General features: G+C 62.2%; 23 protein-coding genes and 1 tRNA gene. 16 read left to right on the top strand and 8 right to left on the bottom strand.

Going from position 1 to position 14,903, the window contains the following annotated elements; all coding sequences use genetic code 11:
- The first annotated feature begins 92 nt into the window (after positions 1–92).
- The 3 genes from AC3FKH_RS20390 to dusA all read left to right on the top strand — a co-directional run bounded on the left by AC3FKH_RS20390 (position 93) and on the right by dusA (position 3,069).
- On the top strand, positions 93–1,175 hold the full coding sequence (locus AC3FKH_RS20390; RefSeq protein WP_488677616.1) for an enoyl-CoA hydratase/isomerase family protein: 1,083 nt from the start codon (positions 93–95) through the stop codon (positions 1,173–1,175).
- Between the two features lie 128 nt (positions 1,176–1,303).
- Positions 1,304–1,867: an NADPH-dependent FMN reductase gene (locus AC3FKH_RS20395; RefSeq protein ID WP_488677617.1), complete on the top strand. Its 564-nt coding sequence runs from the start codon at positions 1,304–1,306 to the stop codon at positions 1,865–1,867.
- A 176-nt stretch (positions 1,868–2,043) separates the two neighbouring features.
- Positions 2,044–3,069: a tRNA dihydrouridine(20/20a) synthase DusA gene (gene dusA, locus AC3FKH_RS20400; protein WP_488677739.1), complete on the top strand. Its 1,026-nt coding sequence runs from the start codon at positions 2,044–2,046 to the stop codon at positions 3,067–3,069.
- Positions 3,070–3,507: 438 nt separating this feature from the next.
- On the opposite strand, the gene AC3FKH_RS20405 is transcribed toward dusA, so the two are convergent.
- Positions 3,508–3,651: a hypothetical protein gene (locus AC3FKH_RS20405; protein ID WP_488677618.1), complete on the bottom strand. Its 144-nt coding sequence runs from the start codon at positions 3,649–3,651 to the stop codon at positions 3,508–3,510.
- A gap of 301 nt (positions 3,652–3,952) precedes the next feature.
- Here AC3FKH_RS20405 and AC3FKH_RS20410 point away from each other — a divergent pair, with 301 nt between their 5' ends.
- Positions 3,953–4,267, top strand: coding sequence for a hypothetical protein (locus AC3FKH_RS20410; RefSeq protein ID WP_488677619.1), 315 nt, complete (start codon positions 3,953–3,955; stop codon positions 4,265–4,267).
- Positions 4,268–4,373: 106 nt separating this feature from the next.
- Positions 4,374–4,449: transfer RNA gene (locus tag AC3FKH_RS20415), tRNA-His, on the top strand.
- Between the two features lie 119 nt (positions 4,450–4,568).
- On the opposite strand, the gene AC3FKH_RS20420 is transcribed toward AC3FKH_RS20415, so the two are convergent.
- On the bottom strand, positions 4,569–4,814 hold the full coding sequence (locus tag AC3FKH_RS20420) for a hypothetical protein (RefSeq protein WP_488677620.1): 246 nt from the start codon (positions 4,812–4,814) through the stop codon (positions 4,569–4,571).
- A 135-nt stretch (positions 4,815–4,949) separates the two neighbouring features.
- A complete protein-coding gene (locus AC3FKH_RS20425; protein WP_488677622.1) occupies positions 4,950–5,213 on the bottom strand; it encodes a GDCCVxC domain-containing (seleno)protein in 264 nt (87 codons plus the stop codon).
- A gap of 102 nt (positions 5,214–5,315) precedes the next feature.
- Between AC3FKH_RS20425 and AC3FKH_RS20430 the strand changes: the two genes are divergently transcribed.
- Positions 5,316–5,717, top strand: a complete 402-nt coding sequence (locus AC3FKH_RS20430) for a MerR family transcriptional regulator (protein WP_488677623.1) — start codon at positions 5,316–5,318, stop codon at positions 5,715–5,717.
- Positions 5,718–5,773: 56 nt separating this feature from the next.
- Here the strand turns inward: AC3FKH_RS20430 and AC3FKH_RS20435 are convergent, their stop codons facing one another.
- On the bottom strand, positions 5,774–6,919 hold the full coding sequence (locus AC3FKH_RS20435) for a helix-turn-helix transcriptional regulator (protein ID WP_488677624.1): 1,146 nt from the start codon (positions 6,917–6,919) through the stop codon (positions 5,774–5,776).
- A 119-nt stretch (positions 6,920–7,038) separates the two neighbouring features.
- Here AC3FKH_RS20435 and AC3FKH_RS20440 point away from each other — a divergent pair, with 119 nt between their 5' ends.
- Entirely contained in the window at positions 7,039–7,461 is a 423-nt protein-coding gene (locus tag AC3FKH_RS20440) for a hypothetical protein (protein WP_488677625.1), read from the top strand.
- A gap of 150 nt (positions 7,462–7,611) precedes the next feature.
- Positions 7,612–7,812, top strand: a complete 201-nt coding sequence (locus AC3FKH_RS20445; protein ID WP_488677626.1) for a hypothetical protein — start codon at positions 7,612–7,614, stop codon at positions 7,810–7,812.
- A 32-nt stretch (positions 7,813–7,844) separates the two neighbouring features.
- On the opposite strand, the gene AC3FKH_RS20450 is transcribed toward AC3FKH_RS20445, so the two are convergent.
- Together AC3FKH_RS20450 and AC3FKH_RS20455 are read right to left on the bottom strand one after the other, a co-directional pair.
- On the bottom strand, positions 7,845–8,216 hold the full coding sequence (locus AC3FKH_RS20450) for a hypothetical protein (protein ID WP_488677627.1): 372 nt from the start codon (positions 8,214–8,216) through the stop codon (positions 7,845–7,847).
- 180 nt (positions 8,217–8,396) lie between these two features.
- Positions 8,397–8,621: a DUF2188 domain-containing protein gene (locus AC3FKH_RS20455; RefSeq protein WP_488677629.1), complete on the bottom strand. Its 225-nt coding sequence runs from the start codon at positions 8,619–8,621 to the stop codon at positions 8,397–8,399.
- 200 nt (positions 8,622–8,821) lie between these two features.
- On the opposite strand from AC3FKH_RS20455, the gene AC3FKH_RS20460 reads away from it, so the two are divergent.
- Positions 8,822–8,998 (top strand): hypothetical protein, encoded by a 177-nt coding sequence (locus tag AC3FKH_RS20460; protein WP_488677631.1) that lies wholly within the window; start codon positions 8,822–8,824, stop codon positions 8,996–8,998.
- 115 nt (positions 8,999–9,113) lie between these two features.
- Positions 9,114–9,320, top strand: a complete 207-nt coding sequence (locus AC3FKH_RS20465; protein ID WP_483729662.1) for a hypothetical protein — start codon at positions 9,114–9,116, stop codon at positions 9,318–9,320.
- 61 nt (positions 9,321–9,381) lie between these two features.
- Here the strand turns inward: AC3FKH_RS20465 and AC3FKH_RS20470 are convergent, their stop codons facing one another.
- Positions 9,382–9,552: a hypothetical protein gene (locus AC3FKH_RS20470; protein WP_483708376.1), complete on the bottom strand. Its 171-nt coding sequence runs from the start codon at positions 9,550–9,552 to the stop codon at positions 9,382–9,384.
- Between the two features lie 105 nt (positions 9,553–9,657).
- Positions 9,658–10,314 carry a transcriptional repressor LexA gene (lexA, locus tag AC3FKH_RS20475; RefSeq protein ID WP_488677632.1) on the bottom strand — a complete coding sequence of 219 codons (657 nt, stop codon included), beginning with the start codon at positions 10,312–10,314 and terminating at the stop codon, positions 9,658–9,660.
- A 195-nt stretch (positions 10,315–10,509) separates the two neighbouring features.
- Here lexA and AC3FKH_RS20480 point away from each other — a divergent pair, with 195 nt between their 5' ends.
- The 6 genes from AC3FKH_RS20480 to AC3FKH_RS20505 all read left to right on the top strand — a co-directional run bounded on the left by AC3FKH_RS20480 (position 10,510) and on the right by AC3FKH_RS20505 (position 14,722).
- Positions 10,510–11,508, top strand: a complete 999-nt coding sequence (locus AC3FKH_RS20480; protein WP_488677633.1) for an asparaginase — start codon at positions 10,510–10,512, stop codon at positions 11,506–11,508.
- A gap of 101 nt (positions 11,509–11,609) precedes the next feature.
- On the top strand, positions 11,610–11,984 hold the full coding sequence (gene rpsF / locus AC3FKH_RS20485; protein WP_483708373.1) for a 30S ribosomal protein S6: 375 nt from the start codon (positions 11,610–11,612) through the stop codon (positions 11,982–11,984).
- 74 nt (positions 11,985–12,058) lie between these two features.
- Positions 12,059–12,358, top strand: a complete 300-nt coding sequence (gene priB / locus AC3FKH_RS20490) for a primosomal replication protein N (protein ID WP_483708372.1) — start codon at positions 12,059–12,061, stop codon at positions 12,356–12,358.
- Positions 12,359–12,361: 3 nt separating this feature from the next.
- Positions 12,362–12,640 carry a 30S ribosomal protein S18 gene (gene rpsR, locus AC3FKH_RS20495; protein WP_483708371.1) on the top strand — a complete coding sequence of 93 codons (279 nt, stop codon included), beginning with the start codon at positions 12,362–12,364 and terminating at the stop codon, positions 12,638–12,640.
- 36 nt (positions 12,641–12,676) lie between these two features.
- A complete protein-coding gene (gene rplI / locus AC3FKH_RS20500) occupies positions 12,677–13,129 on the top strand; it encodes a 50S ribosomal protein L9 (RefSeq protein WP_483708370.1) in 453 nt (150 codons plus the stop codon).
- A gap of 201 nt (positions 13,130–13,330) precedes the next feature.
- A complete protein-coding gene (locus tag AC3FKH_RS20505) occupies positions 13,331–14,722 on the top strand; it encodes a replicative DNA helicase (RefSeq protein WP_483708369.1) in 1,392 nt (463 codons plus the stop codon).
- Positions 14,723–14,903: the final 181 nt, after the last annotated feature.

Raw genomic sequence — 14,903 nt, forward strand, 5'->3', positions numbered from 1 at the left:
GCATAAAGGCGTGTGCGGATGCCGCACACGCAGGCGTTCCCGCGAGAATGATCGGCGTAGAATCGCGGCTTGCATTCGCGTAGGAGAGCAACATGACTGACTTCGTCACGACGGAAGTCCAGGGTGGCATTGGCTACCTGACGCTGAACCGGCCGCAGGCGCTCAACGCGCTGTCGCTGGACATGATTCGTGCCATGACCCAGGCACTGCGGGCATGGGCCGATGCACCGGAGGTCGCAGCCGTGGTGGTGGCAGGGGCCGGCGGCAAGGCTTTCTGCGCAGGCGGCGACATCCGCTATTTCCACAAGGCCTCGCATGAGGGCGATCCGCTGCTCGACCAGTTCTTTGTCGAGGAATATGCCCTCAACTTCCTGATTCACCGTTACGCCAAGCCGTATATCGCGCTGATGGATGGCGTGGTCATGGGTGGCGGCATGGGCATTTCGCAAGGTGCGCGCCTGCGCCTCGTCACCGACCGCACCAAGATGGCCATGCCCGAAACCAATATCGGGCTGTTCCCGGACGTGGGCGGCGGCTGGTTCCTGGCGCGCACGCCGGGCCGCATCGGCGAATACCTGGGCTTGACCGGCACCGTGATCCACGCGGCCGATGCCCTGTATGCCGGACTGGCTGATGCCTATCTGCCGGGCAATGTGCTGGCTGAGGTGGCGAACGACCTGCGTGCGCGAACGTTCGACAACGGCCAGGCCGTGCTTGACCACATCGCCACGTTCACGCAGCAGCATCGTGAAGCCTGCGTGCCGGCGCAAAGCCAGCTCGCCGGCCTGTCGGCGGAGATTGACCACCTCTTTAGCGGCGCAACGATGGTCGACATCCTGGCAGCCATCAGCGATGCGCCGGGCGACTGGGCCGCTCACACGGCCGCGATGCTGCGCAGCCGCTCGCCGTTGATGCTTCATGTGTCGCTGGAGCAGATCCGGCGCGCGCGCACGATGTCACTGGATGACGAGCTTCGCATGGAACTCGACATGATGCACTACGTGTTCCGCAACGGCGACGGCGTGGAAGGCATTCGTGCGCTGGCCATCGACAAGGACCACCAGCCGCGTTGGCAGGATGCGCGCATCGACGAGGTAAGGCGCGAGAAGGTGCTGGCGTTCTTCGACAGCCCATGGCGCACGGAAGATCATCCTCTGGCGAGCCTCGGCAAGTAAAGTGGGTGCGCCGCGCGGCTCTGCGGACTCGGGTAGAGTGAAGACTGGATCGGCGCCAGGCGGGCCATGTGATCCATGGGGCCAAGGCTGTTCCGCTTCATTCGAACCACACAGTTGAAGGAGTCGTGATGAGCAATGCTCGAGATGTCGCTGTATTGGTGGGAAGCCTGCGCAAGGAGTCGTTCAACCGCAAGCTGGCCAAGGTGCTGATTGGTCTGGCGCCGCAGTCGCTGAAGCTGGAGATCGTCGAGATCGGCAACCTGCAGATATACAACCAGGACCTCGACGCCAGCCCGCCACCCGAGTGGACCGCTTTTCGCGACCGTATCCGCCGTGCCGATGCAGTGCTGTTCATCACGCCCGAGTACAACCGATCGGTGTCCGCGCCGCTGAAAAATGCCATTGACGTCGGGTCGCGCCCCTACGGCAGCAGTGCATGGGACGGCAAGCCTGGCGGTGTTATCAGCGTCTCGCCCGGTGCAATTGGCGGCTTTGGCGCCAATCATCACCTGCGGCAGTCGCTGGTGTTCCTGAACGTGCCCGTGCTGCAGCAGCCGGAAGCGTATATCGGCGGGGCGGACAAGCTGTTCAACGAGCAGGGCGAACTCTCGAACGACTCAACGCGCGGATTCCTCGAAAAATACCTCGCGGCCTACGCCGCCTGGATCGAGCGCAACGCAGCGCCTCGTTGAAGCGGCAATCGCCGTGCGGGCGCGGGTCGCAGCGCAAACGCGCGCTGTGGCCTATACTCTTGACCTTTCCCGCGTAGACCCGATGCCGGTGCCCGCAGAACTGCCTGGGCCGGCACATGAGCGCGTATCGCGGCTGCTTTGCCGGCCACCTCCGCTCTGCAACAAGTCATTCATCCATGAAAGTAAGCCCACGCCGCATCTCGGTTGCACCGATGATGGACTGGACCGATCGCAATTGCCGAATGTTCCATCGCCAACTCAGCCGCCACACCTGGCTGTATACGGAGATGGTGACGACCGGCGCGCTGCTGCATGGCGACGTGCCGCGGCATCTGGACTTTGACGCCGCGGAGCATCCTGTGGCCTTGCAGTTGGGCGGTAGCGAGCCGGCCGACCTTGCCGTGGCAGCGCGCCTTGGTCAGCAGTGGGGATACGCGGAAGTAAACCTCAATTGCGGCTGCCCGTCCGAGCGTGTGCAACGGGGTGCGTTCGGTGCCTGCCTCATGGCAGAGCCGCAACTCGTGGCCGACTGCGTGAAGGCGATGCGCGACGCCGTGTCGATCCCGGTGACCGTCAAGCACCGCATTGGCATCGACAATGCCGAGCATTACGAATTTGTCCGTGATTTTGTCGGCGCGGTGGCGCAGGCCGGCTGCGAGACCTTCATCGTGCATGCGCGCAATGCGATCCTGAAAGGCCTGAGCCCGAAGGAGAACCGCGAAATTCCGCCGCTGAGGTACGAAGTCGCTTACCAGTTGAAAAAGGATTTCCCGCATCTGGAAATCCTCATCAACGGCGGCATCGTCAGCTACGACGACATGGCGTCCCATCTGGAGCATGTCGATGGCGTAATGATCGGACGCGAAGCCTATCACCAGCCTTATGTGCTCGCCGAAATGGATGGTCGTTTCTACGGCGACGCCGATGCGCCGGTGCGGTCGCGGCTGGAGGTGGAGCTTGCCATGCAGCGTTATATCGGCGAGCTGGTGGAACGCGGCGGATACATGGGAGCGGTGACCCGCCACATGCTGGGTTTGTACCGCGGCATCGCGGGCGGCCGTGGCTGGCGGCGCGTGCTGTCCGACGCCAAGCGGATGTCGGCAGCCCGCGCGCGTAGCGACGTAGATGCAATCTTCGCCGAGGCGCGTTCGCATCTGCATTCCACCGACCTCGCGGAGGCAAGCCAGCGCGTGGCCGCATAGGCGATTACTGCAAACGGTGCCAGGAAACTTGTGGAGTAAACACTCTAATTCCGAACGCCGAACCTATGCATAGGGCGCTCCGGGTAGCGCGTGCCGCACATGTGCCGAGTCACTGCCCGGAAAGCCGCGCCAGGAAAGGGATTCCCCTAATTAGCCGAGGGCAGGCGCTTTCATACACTGTGCCTGCCCTCGAATACAGGGCTTTCTTCAACTGATTATTCAGCCCGCATTGCGGGCTGTTTTTTTTAGTTGCCCGGCTGCGACGTTCGGTTAACCCGAATGGTGCCGGGCGGGGCTGCCAGTTACAGTGCAACGGCCTTCAGGGCATTTGAGATCGCAAAAGTTGAGAGTCCGCGCTGCGGGCTCTTTTTTTTGGGATCACTCGTACCGAGCAGGCTGTTGGATGCAACTGTGACGGCAGAGTTCCTCCGGCGGCAACTATTTGCTTGTGTGGCTGACGCCGACATCAACCGTGCCATAGGTGGTGATACTTGAGCCGCCACCCTCTGCCCCGCCGCCAGCGCATGCGGCCAGCATGATCGCCAGCAACGCTGTCATCGCCATCCCGGATATCTGTTTCACTACCACCTCCACAAAGCTAATACACACCGCAGTGTTTGGCAGATAACTGGGCTCCTGGGTTCCGCGGCAGGAAGCTGTTCAATCCAAAAAAAGCAGGCGGCTCTCCGAGAGGCCGCCCGGTGGGAAGGTCGAGGGGGGTCAATGTCCCTCGCGTAAAAGTATCCTTGCGCCGGAGCAGCCATTGAACCCTGCATCAGTAGGGCCTGCGGAGAGCATATCTACGCTCGAATCAGATGTCCGGCGCGGGGTGGGCAAGGCCGCGTCTCATTGTGCGGGTGACCGTGATACGATCGGCGGCGACATGGAAGCGAAGCCGTGTTTTTGTCAATTCAATCGCTGGAATGAGGTGGCTGTGGTGGATGACCAGACGTCGTTCGGGGTCGTGTTCGAGGACTTCCGGTTGGTTTGGGTGGCCGAGCAGTTGCAGGACGGCAAATGGACGGCCCGCTATTGCTGGCGCCCAGGCACGACCGAGGCAGCGGGCAAGGCGCTCCAGGAAGACGCGCTCAATGGAAAATCGCGCCGGCTCCTGGGGCAGTACGACACCGAGGCCGAAACCATCGAAGCGATCAAGCAGGCGGTGCTGCTGGAGGCGAAATGGTCGCCTCGCAGGTGACGATGCCGGGCCTCGAAAAAATTTTGTGCGGGATACTAGCCATAACGAAAACTAGTTTGTATAATCTTGTTTTTCGTCGACCAGCGCTTCGCTGATGACCTCTACGGTGGCTGTAGCTCAGTTGGTAGAGTCCAGGATTGTGATTCCTGTCGTCGTGGGTTCGAGTCCCATCAGCCACCCCAAAATTCTCTTCCGCATCAATGTCTTACGGGTTTTCTAACCGATTCGTGATGCGGAATTTCCCACGGAAATGGGAATCTTCCCACGGCGCCATTGGCGCCGTTTCTGTTTCTGCTCCCCCTTATTCTGTTGCCTGGGCCTCATCGACGAGGAGATAGTAATCCGCCGGGTGCCAAGGAATCATGAGCGTGCTCGACCCGGCTTCGATGGGCGTTGCAGTGATCATCACTCCGTCCTTTCCGATCTCGCAGCGTTCAAAGACAGCGGCAAAGCCTTCTCTCGCCACCACGATTTTCCTGCCGGGGAAATGCTCCCGTAGTTGCGAAACTTTGTCAGTCAGTGCACTCAAGGTATCGCGGTCGTTCATTTTGACCCTCATTGTGAGCTAGTGGGTGCTGCCGACCGCGAGGCAACTCAGCCCGGTTGAACGGGTGCGTCGGAAGCGGGTTGCTGCGGCGCACAAATGAAAACTGAGTTTAGAGGGATACTTCTAATCCCGTCCCTAGGGGATTTCCCCCCCAACCAGAGAAGGGAAGCGCGAAGGGTGCCTATTGGGGCACGCATGACATATTCGCTGCTGCATTGGTGGACACCGTTCGGTGCCATATGAACAGAAGACACAGCAATCACCGGCCTTGGGTCCGAGCATCGTGTGGCAGTACTCGCACACATAACGCCACATGCAGGCGTCCACCGGCATGGTTTCTTCTTTGGCATGCCCGCAGTCAGGACAGGTGATGACTGACTGCAGCTTGATGTTGCTCATCGTGGCCCCCTCGCCCGAAGTGCACTGCGAATTGCAAACTGCCCTTTCCCAATGTGAGGTTTATGCATAGCCTAGTTCCGTACCAAGGTACGGAGTCAAGCCATGGAGCACATGCTAACGATCGGCAAGCTAGCAAAGGCGGCGGGCGTCGGGGTGGAAACGGTGCGCTACTACCAGAGGTGCGGGTTGCTGCCGGTGCCGGAGCGTGCCTTTGGGACCGTTCGCCGGTATTCGCAACAGAGCCTGCAGCGTCTTTATTTCATCCGCCGGGCCCAGTCTCTCGGTTTCACCCTGGATGAAATCCAGGTACTGCTACGACAGAGCAATGGTGGCTCGTGCAGGACCGCCCGCACACTGGCCGAACAAAAACTCGATCTTGTCGAGAAGCGATTGCGGGATTTGCGGCGGTTGCAAGCCGAGTTGGAGCGTCTTGTCCGGCAATGCCACACCCATGGCAATGAGGCTTCCTGCCCATTGATCGATGCCTTGTCCGGGATTGAATGACAAGGCCCGGACATCAAACGCGTCCAGTCGCCGCGCGCGCCCGCCCGCTCATGTCGCTAGCCTCGAACCGGCGGCGTGGAGCGATGCAGCAGATTCAGGAGATCGGACTGCCTTGTCGTGCCGGTCTTCGAAAAGATGTGCTGAAGATGGGTACGAACAGTCGGCTCGCTGATGCCCAGCATCTCCGCCGATTCCATGCCTCCGAGCCCTTGTGAAAGCGCCAGTAATACGCGCAGTTCGCCGCCGGTTAATCCGTGCAGCCGCGCAAAGGCCTCGCCCGGCATGAGCGGGACCTGGATGGGGTCTTGCATGAACACGGCGACCGATGCGGCGAACGGTGCCAGGATGCCGCTGCGCTCGCCGTTCTCAATCGGCAGCAGGGTGGCGACGTAGCCGCGGCCTGTTCCGGCGCCATCGGGAATCGCCACCGAATGTTCGTTCCACGAGGAAGCGTTGTCCGCGCGCGTCGCGGCATCGATGTGCTTCGCAAGTGCCGCGCGAGCCGTGGGTTCGACCGCCGACAGCCGGTTGTGGGCTAGGCAGATCGAATGGCCGGCTTTCACCTGTCGCTCGGCTGCGGTATTCATATAGACCACGTGCCCATCGCGCGCCGTAAGGAATACGCCTGCCGAAAGCCCGTCAAGCGTCTTTTCGAGCATCTCCGATCGAAGTGCCCGGATGTCGAGTGCATCGGAGATCGCCAGTGCCCGGCAAACATGAGGAGACAGCAGCCTGAACAGCTGCGCCTCGGGCTGCTGGTAGTGCGGCTTCTTGTTGCTGCGGGAAGCGTGCAGCGAGGCCATGCGTCCGCCCGTGCGAAGGGCTGGAAACCAGATGATGTCGGTCAGTCCGTACGGCTCCAGGACTTCGCGGTAGAAGCGGCTTTCAAGCAGTTGCCGGGGCTCCCTGGCCAGCGAATTGACGTCCCCGACATTCGAGACGATGTCCGCCGCGGCCATCGGGCTTTGCGCGAACTCACTGCCCAACTTCTCCAGGAATTCGGGCTGGTAGCCGAACACGAACAACTGGTCGTTGCGCACTTGCTTGAGGTCATGGACGCAGATGCCGCCGCCCGTGCTTGCGCACAAGTCCGCCACCGACCGGCAGGCGCCGGGCCAGCGCTCGGGCTCGAGCGCGCAGTCGTAGATGGCGCCGATCACGTCGGAGAGTTGCTGGGCCGTCACGCCCTCCAGGCCGTCCATGGCGAACTCCCATTTTTTGTTATGGGTCTTGTCCGTCATCGCTTCCGATGACGCGGCACTGCGAAGGAGTTTATACGCTTACGAGCAGCACGAATCCCTGTAACGAGAAGGTTGCCAAGATGCTCCACCGTGTCAATCGATTGCTAGCCACGCCCGCCCGGCGAACATCCGCCGGCTATGTGATCGCGCTGATCTACTGCGTCCTTGCAGCGTTGATCTGGAGTGCGCCGGTGGGGCATGTCGGGACGACCATGTCTCCCTGGGGGACCGAGTCAACGATCGCCTGGCTCTACTTCATGACAAACGCGGCGCGCATCTTCACCTATGTGCCGCAATTGATGGCGGTGTGGCGTAGTACCGACGGCGCGCGCGACATTTCGCTGTTGACGTGGGGATCCTGGGTCGTGGCCAACGCCACCGCTGTGGCCTACGGTGTCATCGTCATCCACGACCTGTTTTTCACGCTGATCGCGTTGCTCAACCTGGTGTGCTGTGCCGCGGTGACCGTGGTGTGCATGCAGCGTCGCAGAGGGCCCCGGTAGCGACCGAGCGCATGCTGACACTCCCATTTGGGGGGATCGCGGTTGCGCCGTTGTAGGAAAGCACCCGGCCGCCGCAGAACCCCTGTCCTACATCCTCCCGAAGGTCCGCCGCATATGCTGGAAAGGACGAGGATAGGACAGGAGAGTCTTATGAAAATCACTCTTGTGCTGCTTACCGCTTTCACGGCGTTGCTCAGCGGTTGCGTCGTGGCCCCCGATCGCGATGAGCACCGGGACGGTGGCTACTACAGCGATGGTCGATACCACAATCATGATCGCGATCGCGGCGACCGGGATGACCATCGGGACTACGGGGACAGGGATCGGTGGCAGAACGGGCCGAGGTACTGACGCTGCAGCGTGGCGATTAACAATCGGACGGCCTAGCGACCGCGGGCGGGCAGCGCCTTGATGGTCATCGTGCCGTCTTTCTGGACATCCGCACGGGCAAGTGCATCGAGCGAAATCGTCTTGGTCGGCTTTCTGGGCACGACGATCACCGCATCCCCGCGGAGATTTTTCACCCAGCAACCGGTGTCCCATGCGCCGTGGTAGGCCGCATAAAAGCGCATTTGATTGGCGCCGGCCAAGGGCAGGTCGCACTTCTTGTGCAGGTACAGCACCGTGGGGAACGGCGTTCGAACCGTTTCCCCGACCCGCATGTCGTCAAACGGATAGACATAGGCGTCTTCGGCGCGCGCGGCTGTGGCTGTGGCGGCGGCCAGTGCCGCGATCATCCATACCAGCATCTTCATGGCGATCACCAAGGACTGACGAAGGCGGGTTTGCGAGCCCGCGCCAAGCCAGAGAGCTATCTGGCAAAAATTGTACGTCGCCTTGCAGCGAAAAACCCGGCGACACGCGCCGGGTTATGTTCGCCAGCCGCCATAGCGGGCGTGGTCCTGGGCGTCCGGCTTCGCGAACCGGCCCAGCCATCACCCTTTGATGTCGGGCGCCTCCTGGCCAAACGAATTCCTTTCATGGATCTGTCCATCCCGGCCGTGAATCAGCAGCTCGACCTTCGTCCGTCTCGCCTTCTCCGTGCCGGTGGCGATGGCGTGTTGCTGGCAGGTGAAACGCTGCTCGTTTCCGGACCCGCCTTCGAGCTGAACGGCCCAGCCATTGTAGGTAGGCACGACGTGGATATTCTTGTTGGCCATGGCTGTCTCCTGGAGTCTGTGGAGATAGTGTCGGCCTGCGAACACCGCGCCGGTATCAGTCGCTGTCCGACAAGGCGAGCGGAGGCGGATGGGGTTTATCCCGACTGTCCCGATTCGCCAAGCGGATGTCACCTGGAGTCAAATGGATTTGCTCCGGTTTTCCATACTGGCGTGGTAACGAACTCGCTCTCCACACCATCATGCTTGCCGTGGCTATCTGGCTGCTTTGCTCTTTCGGGATTGGTCTGCTGGCCCACATTCTGGGTCGCTCCGTTGCGGTCTGGCTGACCTTCTCGATGATCTTCACGCCATCCCTCGGGCTGATCGCGATGGCTATCCTGGGCAAGAAGGCAACGACACAGCAGCTGCCGGCCTGAAGAGCGCGGCTGCCGGCTCGGCGCGACCCTGTTCCGCCCGCGGCGAGCGGGAAGCAACAGGCTTCGGATGGTCAAGACCTTCATGCTACGATGCCCCGGACACCGGGAGGCTGCCATGGAATATCGATACAAGAGCCGGGAAATCTCGATTCAGCCAATCAAGGCGCCCGACGGGCAATGGGACTGGTCGTTTGTCATCCGTGGACACGGACATCGACATAACGCCGGCGCGCTCGCGGCAACGGAAGACAGTGCCATCGAGGCGGCCTACGCGGCTGCGAAGCACGAGATCGACCATATCTCCGGCGACGCCAACGACTAGCCGCCGTCAGCGCGGCATTACCGCTGCATTTACTCAGGCCGGCTCCGGCCAGCGGCAAGCCTCAGGCCAGGAGCTTGGTCGGCTCGGCCAGTTCCAGCATCCGGCAGATCGCCGCCATGCTGCCAACCATGGTACGGCGCTGCGCGCCCTGATAGATGCGAACCCCCTTCGATTGCCGGAACGGCACGGGCTTGACCGGCTGGCGGGCGGCGATGTGGTTGGTTTGCGGCATGGCTACACCTCTCGATTGGCAAAAGCGGGGTCAACACCCGTCAGGCGGGCGGCGTCGGCACTGCAAGGAGGAGGGCGGCGGCCAGCGCGCGGCTGGCCGCGCTGGTCAGAAGCCCGAGGAGCGGATCAGCCCGACGGCAATGCCTTCGAGCGAGAACTCTTCGCGTCCGGGCCCGACCATGATGTTCGGGAAGTCCGGGTTTTCCGCGATCAGCTCGATGGTGCCGTCACGGCGCTGCAGGCGCTTGACGGTGACGTCGTCGCCCAGGCGGGCCACGACGATCTTGCCGTTGGGTGCTTCGCTGGCCTTGCGCACGGCCAGCAGGTCGCCGTCGAGGATGCCGGCGTCGCGCATGCTCAGGCCGCGCACGCGCAGCAGGTAGTCGGGGCGTTCGTCGAAGACCGAGGCATCGACCTGGTATTGCCGGTCGATATGCTCGGCGGCCAGGATCGGGCTGCCGGCGGCCACGCGGCCCACCAGCGGCAGCGTCAGCTGCATGACCCCGGACATCGGCAGGGAAAACTGGTCGGGGGTTTCCGAATCGCTGCGCGCCACCTTCAGGCGGATGCCGCGCGACGCGCCCGGCGTCAGTTCGATCACGCCCTTGCGCGCCAGCGCTCGCAGATGTTCTTCCGCGGCATTGGGCGATGAGAAGCCAAACTCCGCGGCGATCTCGGCGCGCGTGGGCGGGAAACCCGTGCCGCGGATCGTATTGCGGATCAGGTCGAAAATTTGCTGCTGCCGGGGTGTCAGGGTCGCCATGGAAGCGTTCCGATAAGTGCCCTGGTGCTGTTTGTCTGCCAGCCGGGTGAGCACTGTATGTTTAAACAGTATGCTGTGATTTTATACAGTATCGGCGCAAGCGCAAGCAGAATTTCAGAAGCGTCCGCTCGACATCAGGTTTGCCCGCATGCCGCAGGTACAATCGCCGGACTTCAGCTCCCTGCATTCCCCACCATGTCCCAGCTTCCCCGCATCGTGGTCCTGGCCACTGGCGGCACCATTGCCGGCGCCTCGACCAATCCGGCCAGCAGCGCGCGCTACCAGGCCGCGACGGTGCCCGTGTCGACGTTGCTGGCGGCCGTGCCGGCGTTGCAGTCGGTGGCCCGGATTGAAGCCGAGCAGGTGGCGCAGATCGATAGCAAGGACATGGTGTTTTCGCTTTGGCCAACGCTGGCCGCGCGCGTTCAGCATTGGTCGGCCGAGCCGGACGTGGCCGGCATCGTCATTACGCATGGCACGGACACGCTTGAAGAGACGGCGATGTTCCTGCACCTGACGCAAGCCTGTCCGGTGCCCGTGGTACTGACCGCCGCAATGCGGCCGTCGACGTCGTTGTCGGCGGACGGTCCGCTCAATCTGCTCGATGCGGTGCGCGTCGCCGGCCATCCGGCTGCGCGCGGCAAGGGGGTGCTGGTGGTGCTGAACCAGCAGATCCATGCGGCGCGCGACGTGACCAAGGCACATACCTCGGCGGTGGATGCCTTTGCGTCGCCGCAGGGCGGTCCGCTGGGTTTCGTGCAGGACGAGTCGGTGCGGCTGCCGCGCACGCCCACGCAGTCCGTTGCGGCGGTCTTTCCCGTGCCGGCCCGGTGGCCCGAGGTCGAGATCGTCGCAAGCTATACGCAGCCGGGGCGCATCGCGGTGGACGCAATGGTGGCTGCCGGCGTACGCGGCCTGGTCGTGGCGGCGGCGGGCAACGGTTCGGTGCATGAGACGCTGATCGCGGCGCTCAGGGATGCCGCCGCGGCCGGTGTTGCCGTGGTGCGGAGTTCGCGGACCGGGGCCGGTCATGTGTCGATTCCGCCAGTTACGGACCCCGATGCCGGCCTGTTTGTCTCCGCCGCGGACCTGAACCCCTATAAGGCAAGGGTGCTGTTGCTGGTGGCGCTTGCACAGGAACCGGGGCTGGCGGCGGCGCCGGACCGGCTTCAGGCGCTGTTCGCCTCGGTGTGATAGCGGTTGCGTGATTGTCAATAGCCGAGCTATACTTTAAGGCTATTCAACCTTGCCGCACCGGACGTGACGCCCGGGTGGCTTATCCAAAAGGAGCGTCAATGCGTCATTACGAAATCGTATTCATCGTCCACCCGGACCAGAGCGAGCAAGTGCCGGCCATGATCGAGCGTTACAAGTCGCTCGTGACGTCGCAAGGCGGCCAGATTCACCGCGTGGAAGACTGGGGCCGTCGCCAGATGGCTTACATGATCCAGAAGCTGGCAAAGGCTCACTACGTTTGCGTCAACATCGAGTGCGGCAAGGACACCCTGGTCGAGCTGGAGCACGCCTTCAAGTTCAATGACGCCGTGCTGCGCCATCTGATCGTGCAGACCAAGAAGGCCGAAACCGCTCCTTCGCCGATGATGAAGGAAGTGCAGCGCGAAGAAGCCCGCAAGGCCGCGCAAACGACCACCGAAGGCCAGGCTGCCTGAATGCGGACTGCGGTGCCTGTCGTGGCTGGCAAGCCTGATCACGACAGCATGGGAACACTGCAAGGGGCGACGCGTTGAACCAGCTTCGGCTAGCCGCCACCCTGGCGGAACGCGATGCCCTCAGGTACACCCCGGCTGGCGTGCCCGTCGTGAACTGCATCTTGCAGTACAGCGGCGCGGCAATCGAGGCGGAAACGCCGAGGCAGGTCGAGTTTGCCATTGCAGCGATGGGGATCGGGCCAGTTGGCCAGCGTCTGGAGCGGTTGCCGCTCGGCACGCTGCTCGATTGCGAAGGATTCCTGACCCGCAAGCACCGCAACAGCAAGGCCCTCGTCTTTCACATCACTGGATGTAAAGCATTCGTAAAGGATTGAATCGTGGCATTCATCAAACGTAACGACAAGAACAAGAAGCGCTTCCAGCAACAGAACCCGCTGTTCAAGCGCAAGCGCTTCTGCCGCTTCACCGTGGCTGGCGTGGAACAGATCGACTACAAGGATCTGGACACCCTGAAGGACTTCATCGGCGACAACGGCAAGATCACGCCGGCTCGCCTGACCGGCACCAAGGCTCACTATCAGCGTCAGCTGGATACGGCCATCAAGCGCGCGCGTTTCCTGGCGCTGATGCCGTACACCGACCTGCACAAGAACTGATAGTCCAGGCCATAGGTCCGTAAAGGAGAGAACACGATGCAAATTATTCTGCTGGAAAAAGTGATCAACCTGGGCAACCTGGGTGACATCGTCAAGGTGAAGGATGGTTACGCCCGTAACTTCCTGATCCCGAGCAAGAAGGCCCGTCGCGCCACGCAAACCGCGATCCAGGAATTCGAAGTGAAGCGCGCCGAGCTGGAAAAGGCCGCCGCCGAGAAGCTGGCCGCCGCGCAAGCCGAAGGTGAAAAGCTGAACGGCCAGACCGTCCAGATCTCGCAGAAGTCGGGTGTGGATGGCCGTCTGTTTGGTTCCGTGACCAACGCCGACATCGCTGTGGCCCTGGGCAACCAAGGCTTCAAGCTGGAGAAGGCTCAGGTTCGTCTGCCGAACGGCCCGCTGAAGACGGTGGGCGACCACCCGGTCAGCGTTGCCCTGCACACCGACGTGGTGGTCGACGTGACCGTCGCTGTGGTTGGCGAGCAAGTCTAAGCAAGACCTTGCGTGCCGGTCCGTCCGGCGCAATGCAAGCGAAAAGGCAGGAGCCACGCTCCTGCCTTTTTCTTTGTCCGCGGCATCCGTTGCATGGCGGCCCATCTCGCTGCACACCCACTGCTGTCAAGGCCCGATGTTAAATTGTTGCCGCTCAAATGCCCGCCGGGCAGCGTCCGACCGCCGGTATAATCCCACCCCATGAACGCGCCCGTCGCCGACCCCCAACTTGAAAGTCTCAAGGTACCGCCGCATTCGATCGAGGCCGAGCAATCGGTGCTTGGTGGCTTGTTGCTGGACAATTCCGCCTGGGACCGCATTGCCGATTTCATCTCCGAAGCGGACTTCTACCGCTTTGATCACCGGCTGATCTTCCAGAACATCGCGAAGCTGATCTCGGCCACCAAGCCCGCCGACGTCATCACCGTCTTCGAAATGCTGCAGGTGGCTGGCAAGGCCGAGGAGGTAGGCGGACTGGCCTACCTGAACTCGCTCGCGCAGAACACACCCAGCGCTGCCAATATCCGCCGCTACGCGGAGATCGTGCGCGAGCGCTCGGTGCTGCGCAAGCTGGTGACCGTGGCGGACGATATCGCGTCGTCGGCGTTCGCGCCGCAGGGGCGTGAAGTCCGCGAGCTGCTGGATGCGGCCGAATCCAAGGTCTTCGCCATTGCCGAAGAAGGTTCGCGCGGGCAGAAGGGCTTCCAGGAAATCCAGCCGCTGCTGACGCAGGTGGTGGAACGTATCGACGAGCTGTACCACCGCGATTCGACCACCGACGTGACCGGCGTGCCGACCGGTTTCATCGATCTCGACAAGATGACCAGCGGCATGCAGGCCGGTGACCTGATCATCGTGGCGGGTCGACCGTCGATGGGTAAGACGGCATTCTCGCTGAACATCGGCGAACACGTGGCCGTGGAGCAGGGGCTGCCGGTCGCGGTGTTCTCGATGGAAATGGCGGGCACCCAGCTGGCCATGCGTATGCTGGGTTCGGTGGGCCGCCTGGACCAGCACCGGCTGCGTACCGGCCGGCTGCTCGATGAAGACTGGCCGCGCCTGACCCATGCCATCCAGCGCATGAACGACGCGCAGCTCTTCATCGACGAGACGCCGGCGCTGAATCCGATGGAGCTGCGTGCTCGCTCGCGCCGTCTGGCGCGCCAGTGCGGGCAGCTCGGCCTGATCATCATCGACTACCTGCAGCTGATGTCCGGCTCCGGCGGCGGCGAGAACCGGGCTACCGAGATCTCTGAAATCTCGCGTTCGCTCAAGGGCCTGGCCAAGGAGCTGAACTGCCCGGTGATCGCGTTGTCGCAGCTGAACCGAAGCCTGGAACAGCGTCCGAACAAGCGCCCGGTGATGTCCGACCTGCGTGAATCGGGCGCTATCGAACAGGATGCCGACGTGATCCTGTTCATCTACCGCGATGAAGTCTACAACCAGGACTCCCAGGACAAGGGTACGGCCGAGATCATTATCGGCAAGCAGCGTAACGGCCCGATCGGCACGGTGCGCCTGACCTTCCTGGGGCAGTTCACGAAGTTCGACAACTTCAGCGGCGGCCCGGCCTTCTTCGACAACGACAACTGAAGTCAAGCCTACCAGCAATCGAGCGTCTCGTTTGCGACATATCGGCAGGCATTGCTGCAACAACCCTGTAAAATATTGCGCTTTGATGACAGTGGCCGGAAATGCCGCTGTCGCGCGATGCATTGCGCAACCTCCAGCAACAAACCAAGCGGCGTTACTGCGCTGCGACAAGGAACATTCC

Source organism: Cupriavidus sp. 21MJTG02-4, assembly GCF_057798975.1.

What these genes read in the sequence shown, in the direction of transcription:
- AC3FKH_RS20450 (WP_488677627.1), bottom strand. Translation starts at nt 8,216, where the DNA reads ATGAAGATGCTGGTATGGATGATCGCGGCACTGGCCGCCGCCACAGCC.
- rpsF (WP_483708373.1), top strand. Translation starts at nt 11,610, where the DNA reads ATGCGTCATTACGAAATCGTATTCATCGTCCACCCGGACCAGAGCGAG.
- AC3FKH_RS20440 (WP_488677625.1), top strand. Translation starts at nt 7,039, where the DNA reads ATGCTCCACCGTGTCAATCGATTGCTAGCCACGCCCGCCCGGCGAACA.
- AC3FKH_RS20445 (WP_488677626.1), top strand. Translation starts at nt 7,612, where the DNA reads ATGAAAATCACTCTTGTGCTGCTTACCGCTTTCACGGCGTTGCTCAGC.
- AC3FKH_RS20395 (WP_488677617.1), top strand. Translation starts at nt 1,304, where the DNA reads ATGAGCAATGCTCGAGATGTCGCTGTATTGGTGGGAAGCCTGCGCAAG.
- AC3FKH_RS20420 (WP_488677620.1), bottom strand. Translation starts at nt 4,814, where the DNA reads ATGAACGACCGCGATACCTTGAGTGCACTGACTGACAAAGTTTCGCAA.
- rplI (WP_483708370.1), top strand. Translation starts at nt 12,677, where the DNA reads ATGCAAATTATTCTGCTGGAAAAAGTGATCAACCTGGGCAACCTGGGT.
- AC3FKH_RS20390 (WP_488677616.1), top strand. Translation starts at nt 93, where the DNA reads ATGACTGACTTCGTCACGACGGAAGTCCAGGGTGGCATTGGCTACCTG.
- AC3FKH_RS20465 (WP_483729662.1), top strand. Translation starts at nt 9,114, where the DNA reads ATGGAATATCGATACAAGAGCCGGGAAATCTCGATTCAGCCAATCAAG.
- AC3FKH_RS20460 (WP_488677631.1), top strand. Translation starts at nt 8,822, where the DNA reads ATGCTTGCCGTGGCTATCTGGCTGCTTTGCTCTTTCGGGATTGGTCTG.
- lexA (WP_488677632.1), bottom strand. Translation starts at nt 10,314, where the DNA reads ATGGCGACCCTGACACCCCGGCAGCAGCAAATTTTCGACCTGATCCGC.
- AC3FKH_RS20505 (WP_483708369.1), top strand. Translation starts at nt 13,331, where the DNA reads ATGAACGCGCCCGTCGCCGACCCCCAACTTGAAAGTCTCAAGGTACCG.
- AC3FKH_RS20455 (WP_488677629.1), bottom strand. Translation starts at nt 8,621, where the DNA reads ATGGCCAACAAGAATATCCACGTCGTGCCTACCTACAATGGCTGGGCC.
- AC3FKH_RS20430 (WP_488677623.1), top strand. Translation starts at nt 5,316, where the DNA reads ATGGAGCACATGCTAACGATCGGCAAGCTAGCAAAGGCGGCGGGCGTC.
- AC3FKH_RS20480 (WP_488677633.1), top strand. Translation starts at nt 10,510, where the DNA reads ATGTCCCAGCTTCCCCGCATCGTGGTCCTGGCCACTGGCGGCACCATT.
- AC3FKH_RS20425 (WP_488677622.1), bottom strand. Translation starts at nt 5,213, where the DNA reads ATGAGCAACATCAAGCTGCAGTCAGTCATCACCTGTCCTGACTGCGGG.
- AC3FKH_RS20435 (WP_488677624.1), bottom strand. Translation starts at nt 6,919, where the DNA reads ATGGACGGCCTGGAGGGCGTGACGGCCCAGCAACTCTCCGACGTGATC.
- AC3FKH_RS20410 (WP_488677619.1), top strand. Translation starts at nt 3,953, where the DNA reads ATGGAAGCGAAGCCGTGTTTTTGTCAATTCAATCGCTGGAATGAGGTG.
- dusA (WP_488677739.1), top strand. Translation starts at nt 2,044, where the DNA reads ATGAAAGTAAGCCCACGCCGCATCTCGGTTGCACCGATGATGGACTGG.
- AC3FKH_RS20470 (WP_483708376.1), bottom strand. Translation starts at nt 9,552, where the DNA reads ATGCCGCAAACCAACCACATCGCCGCCCGCCAGCCGGTCAAGCCCGTG.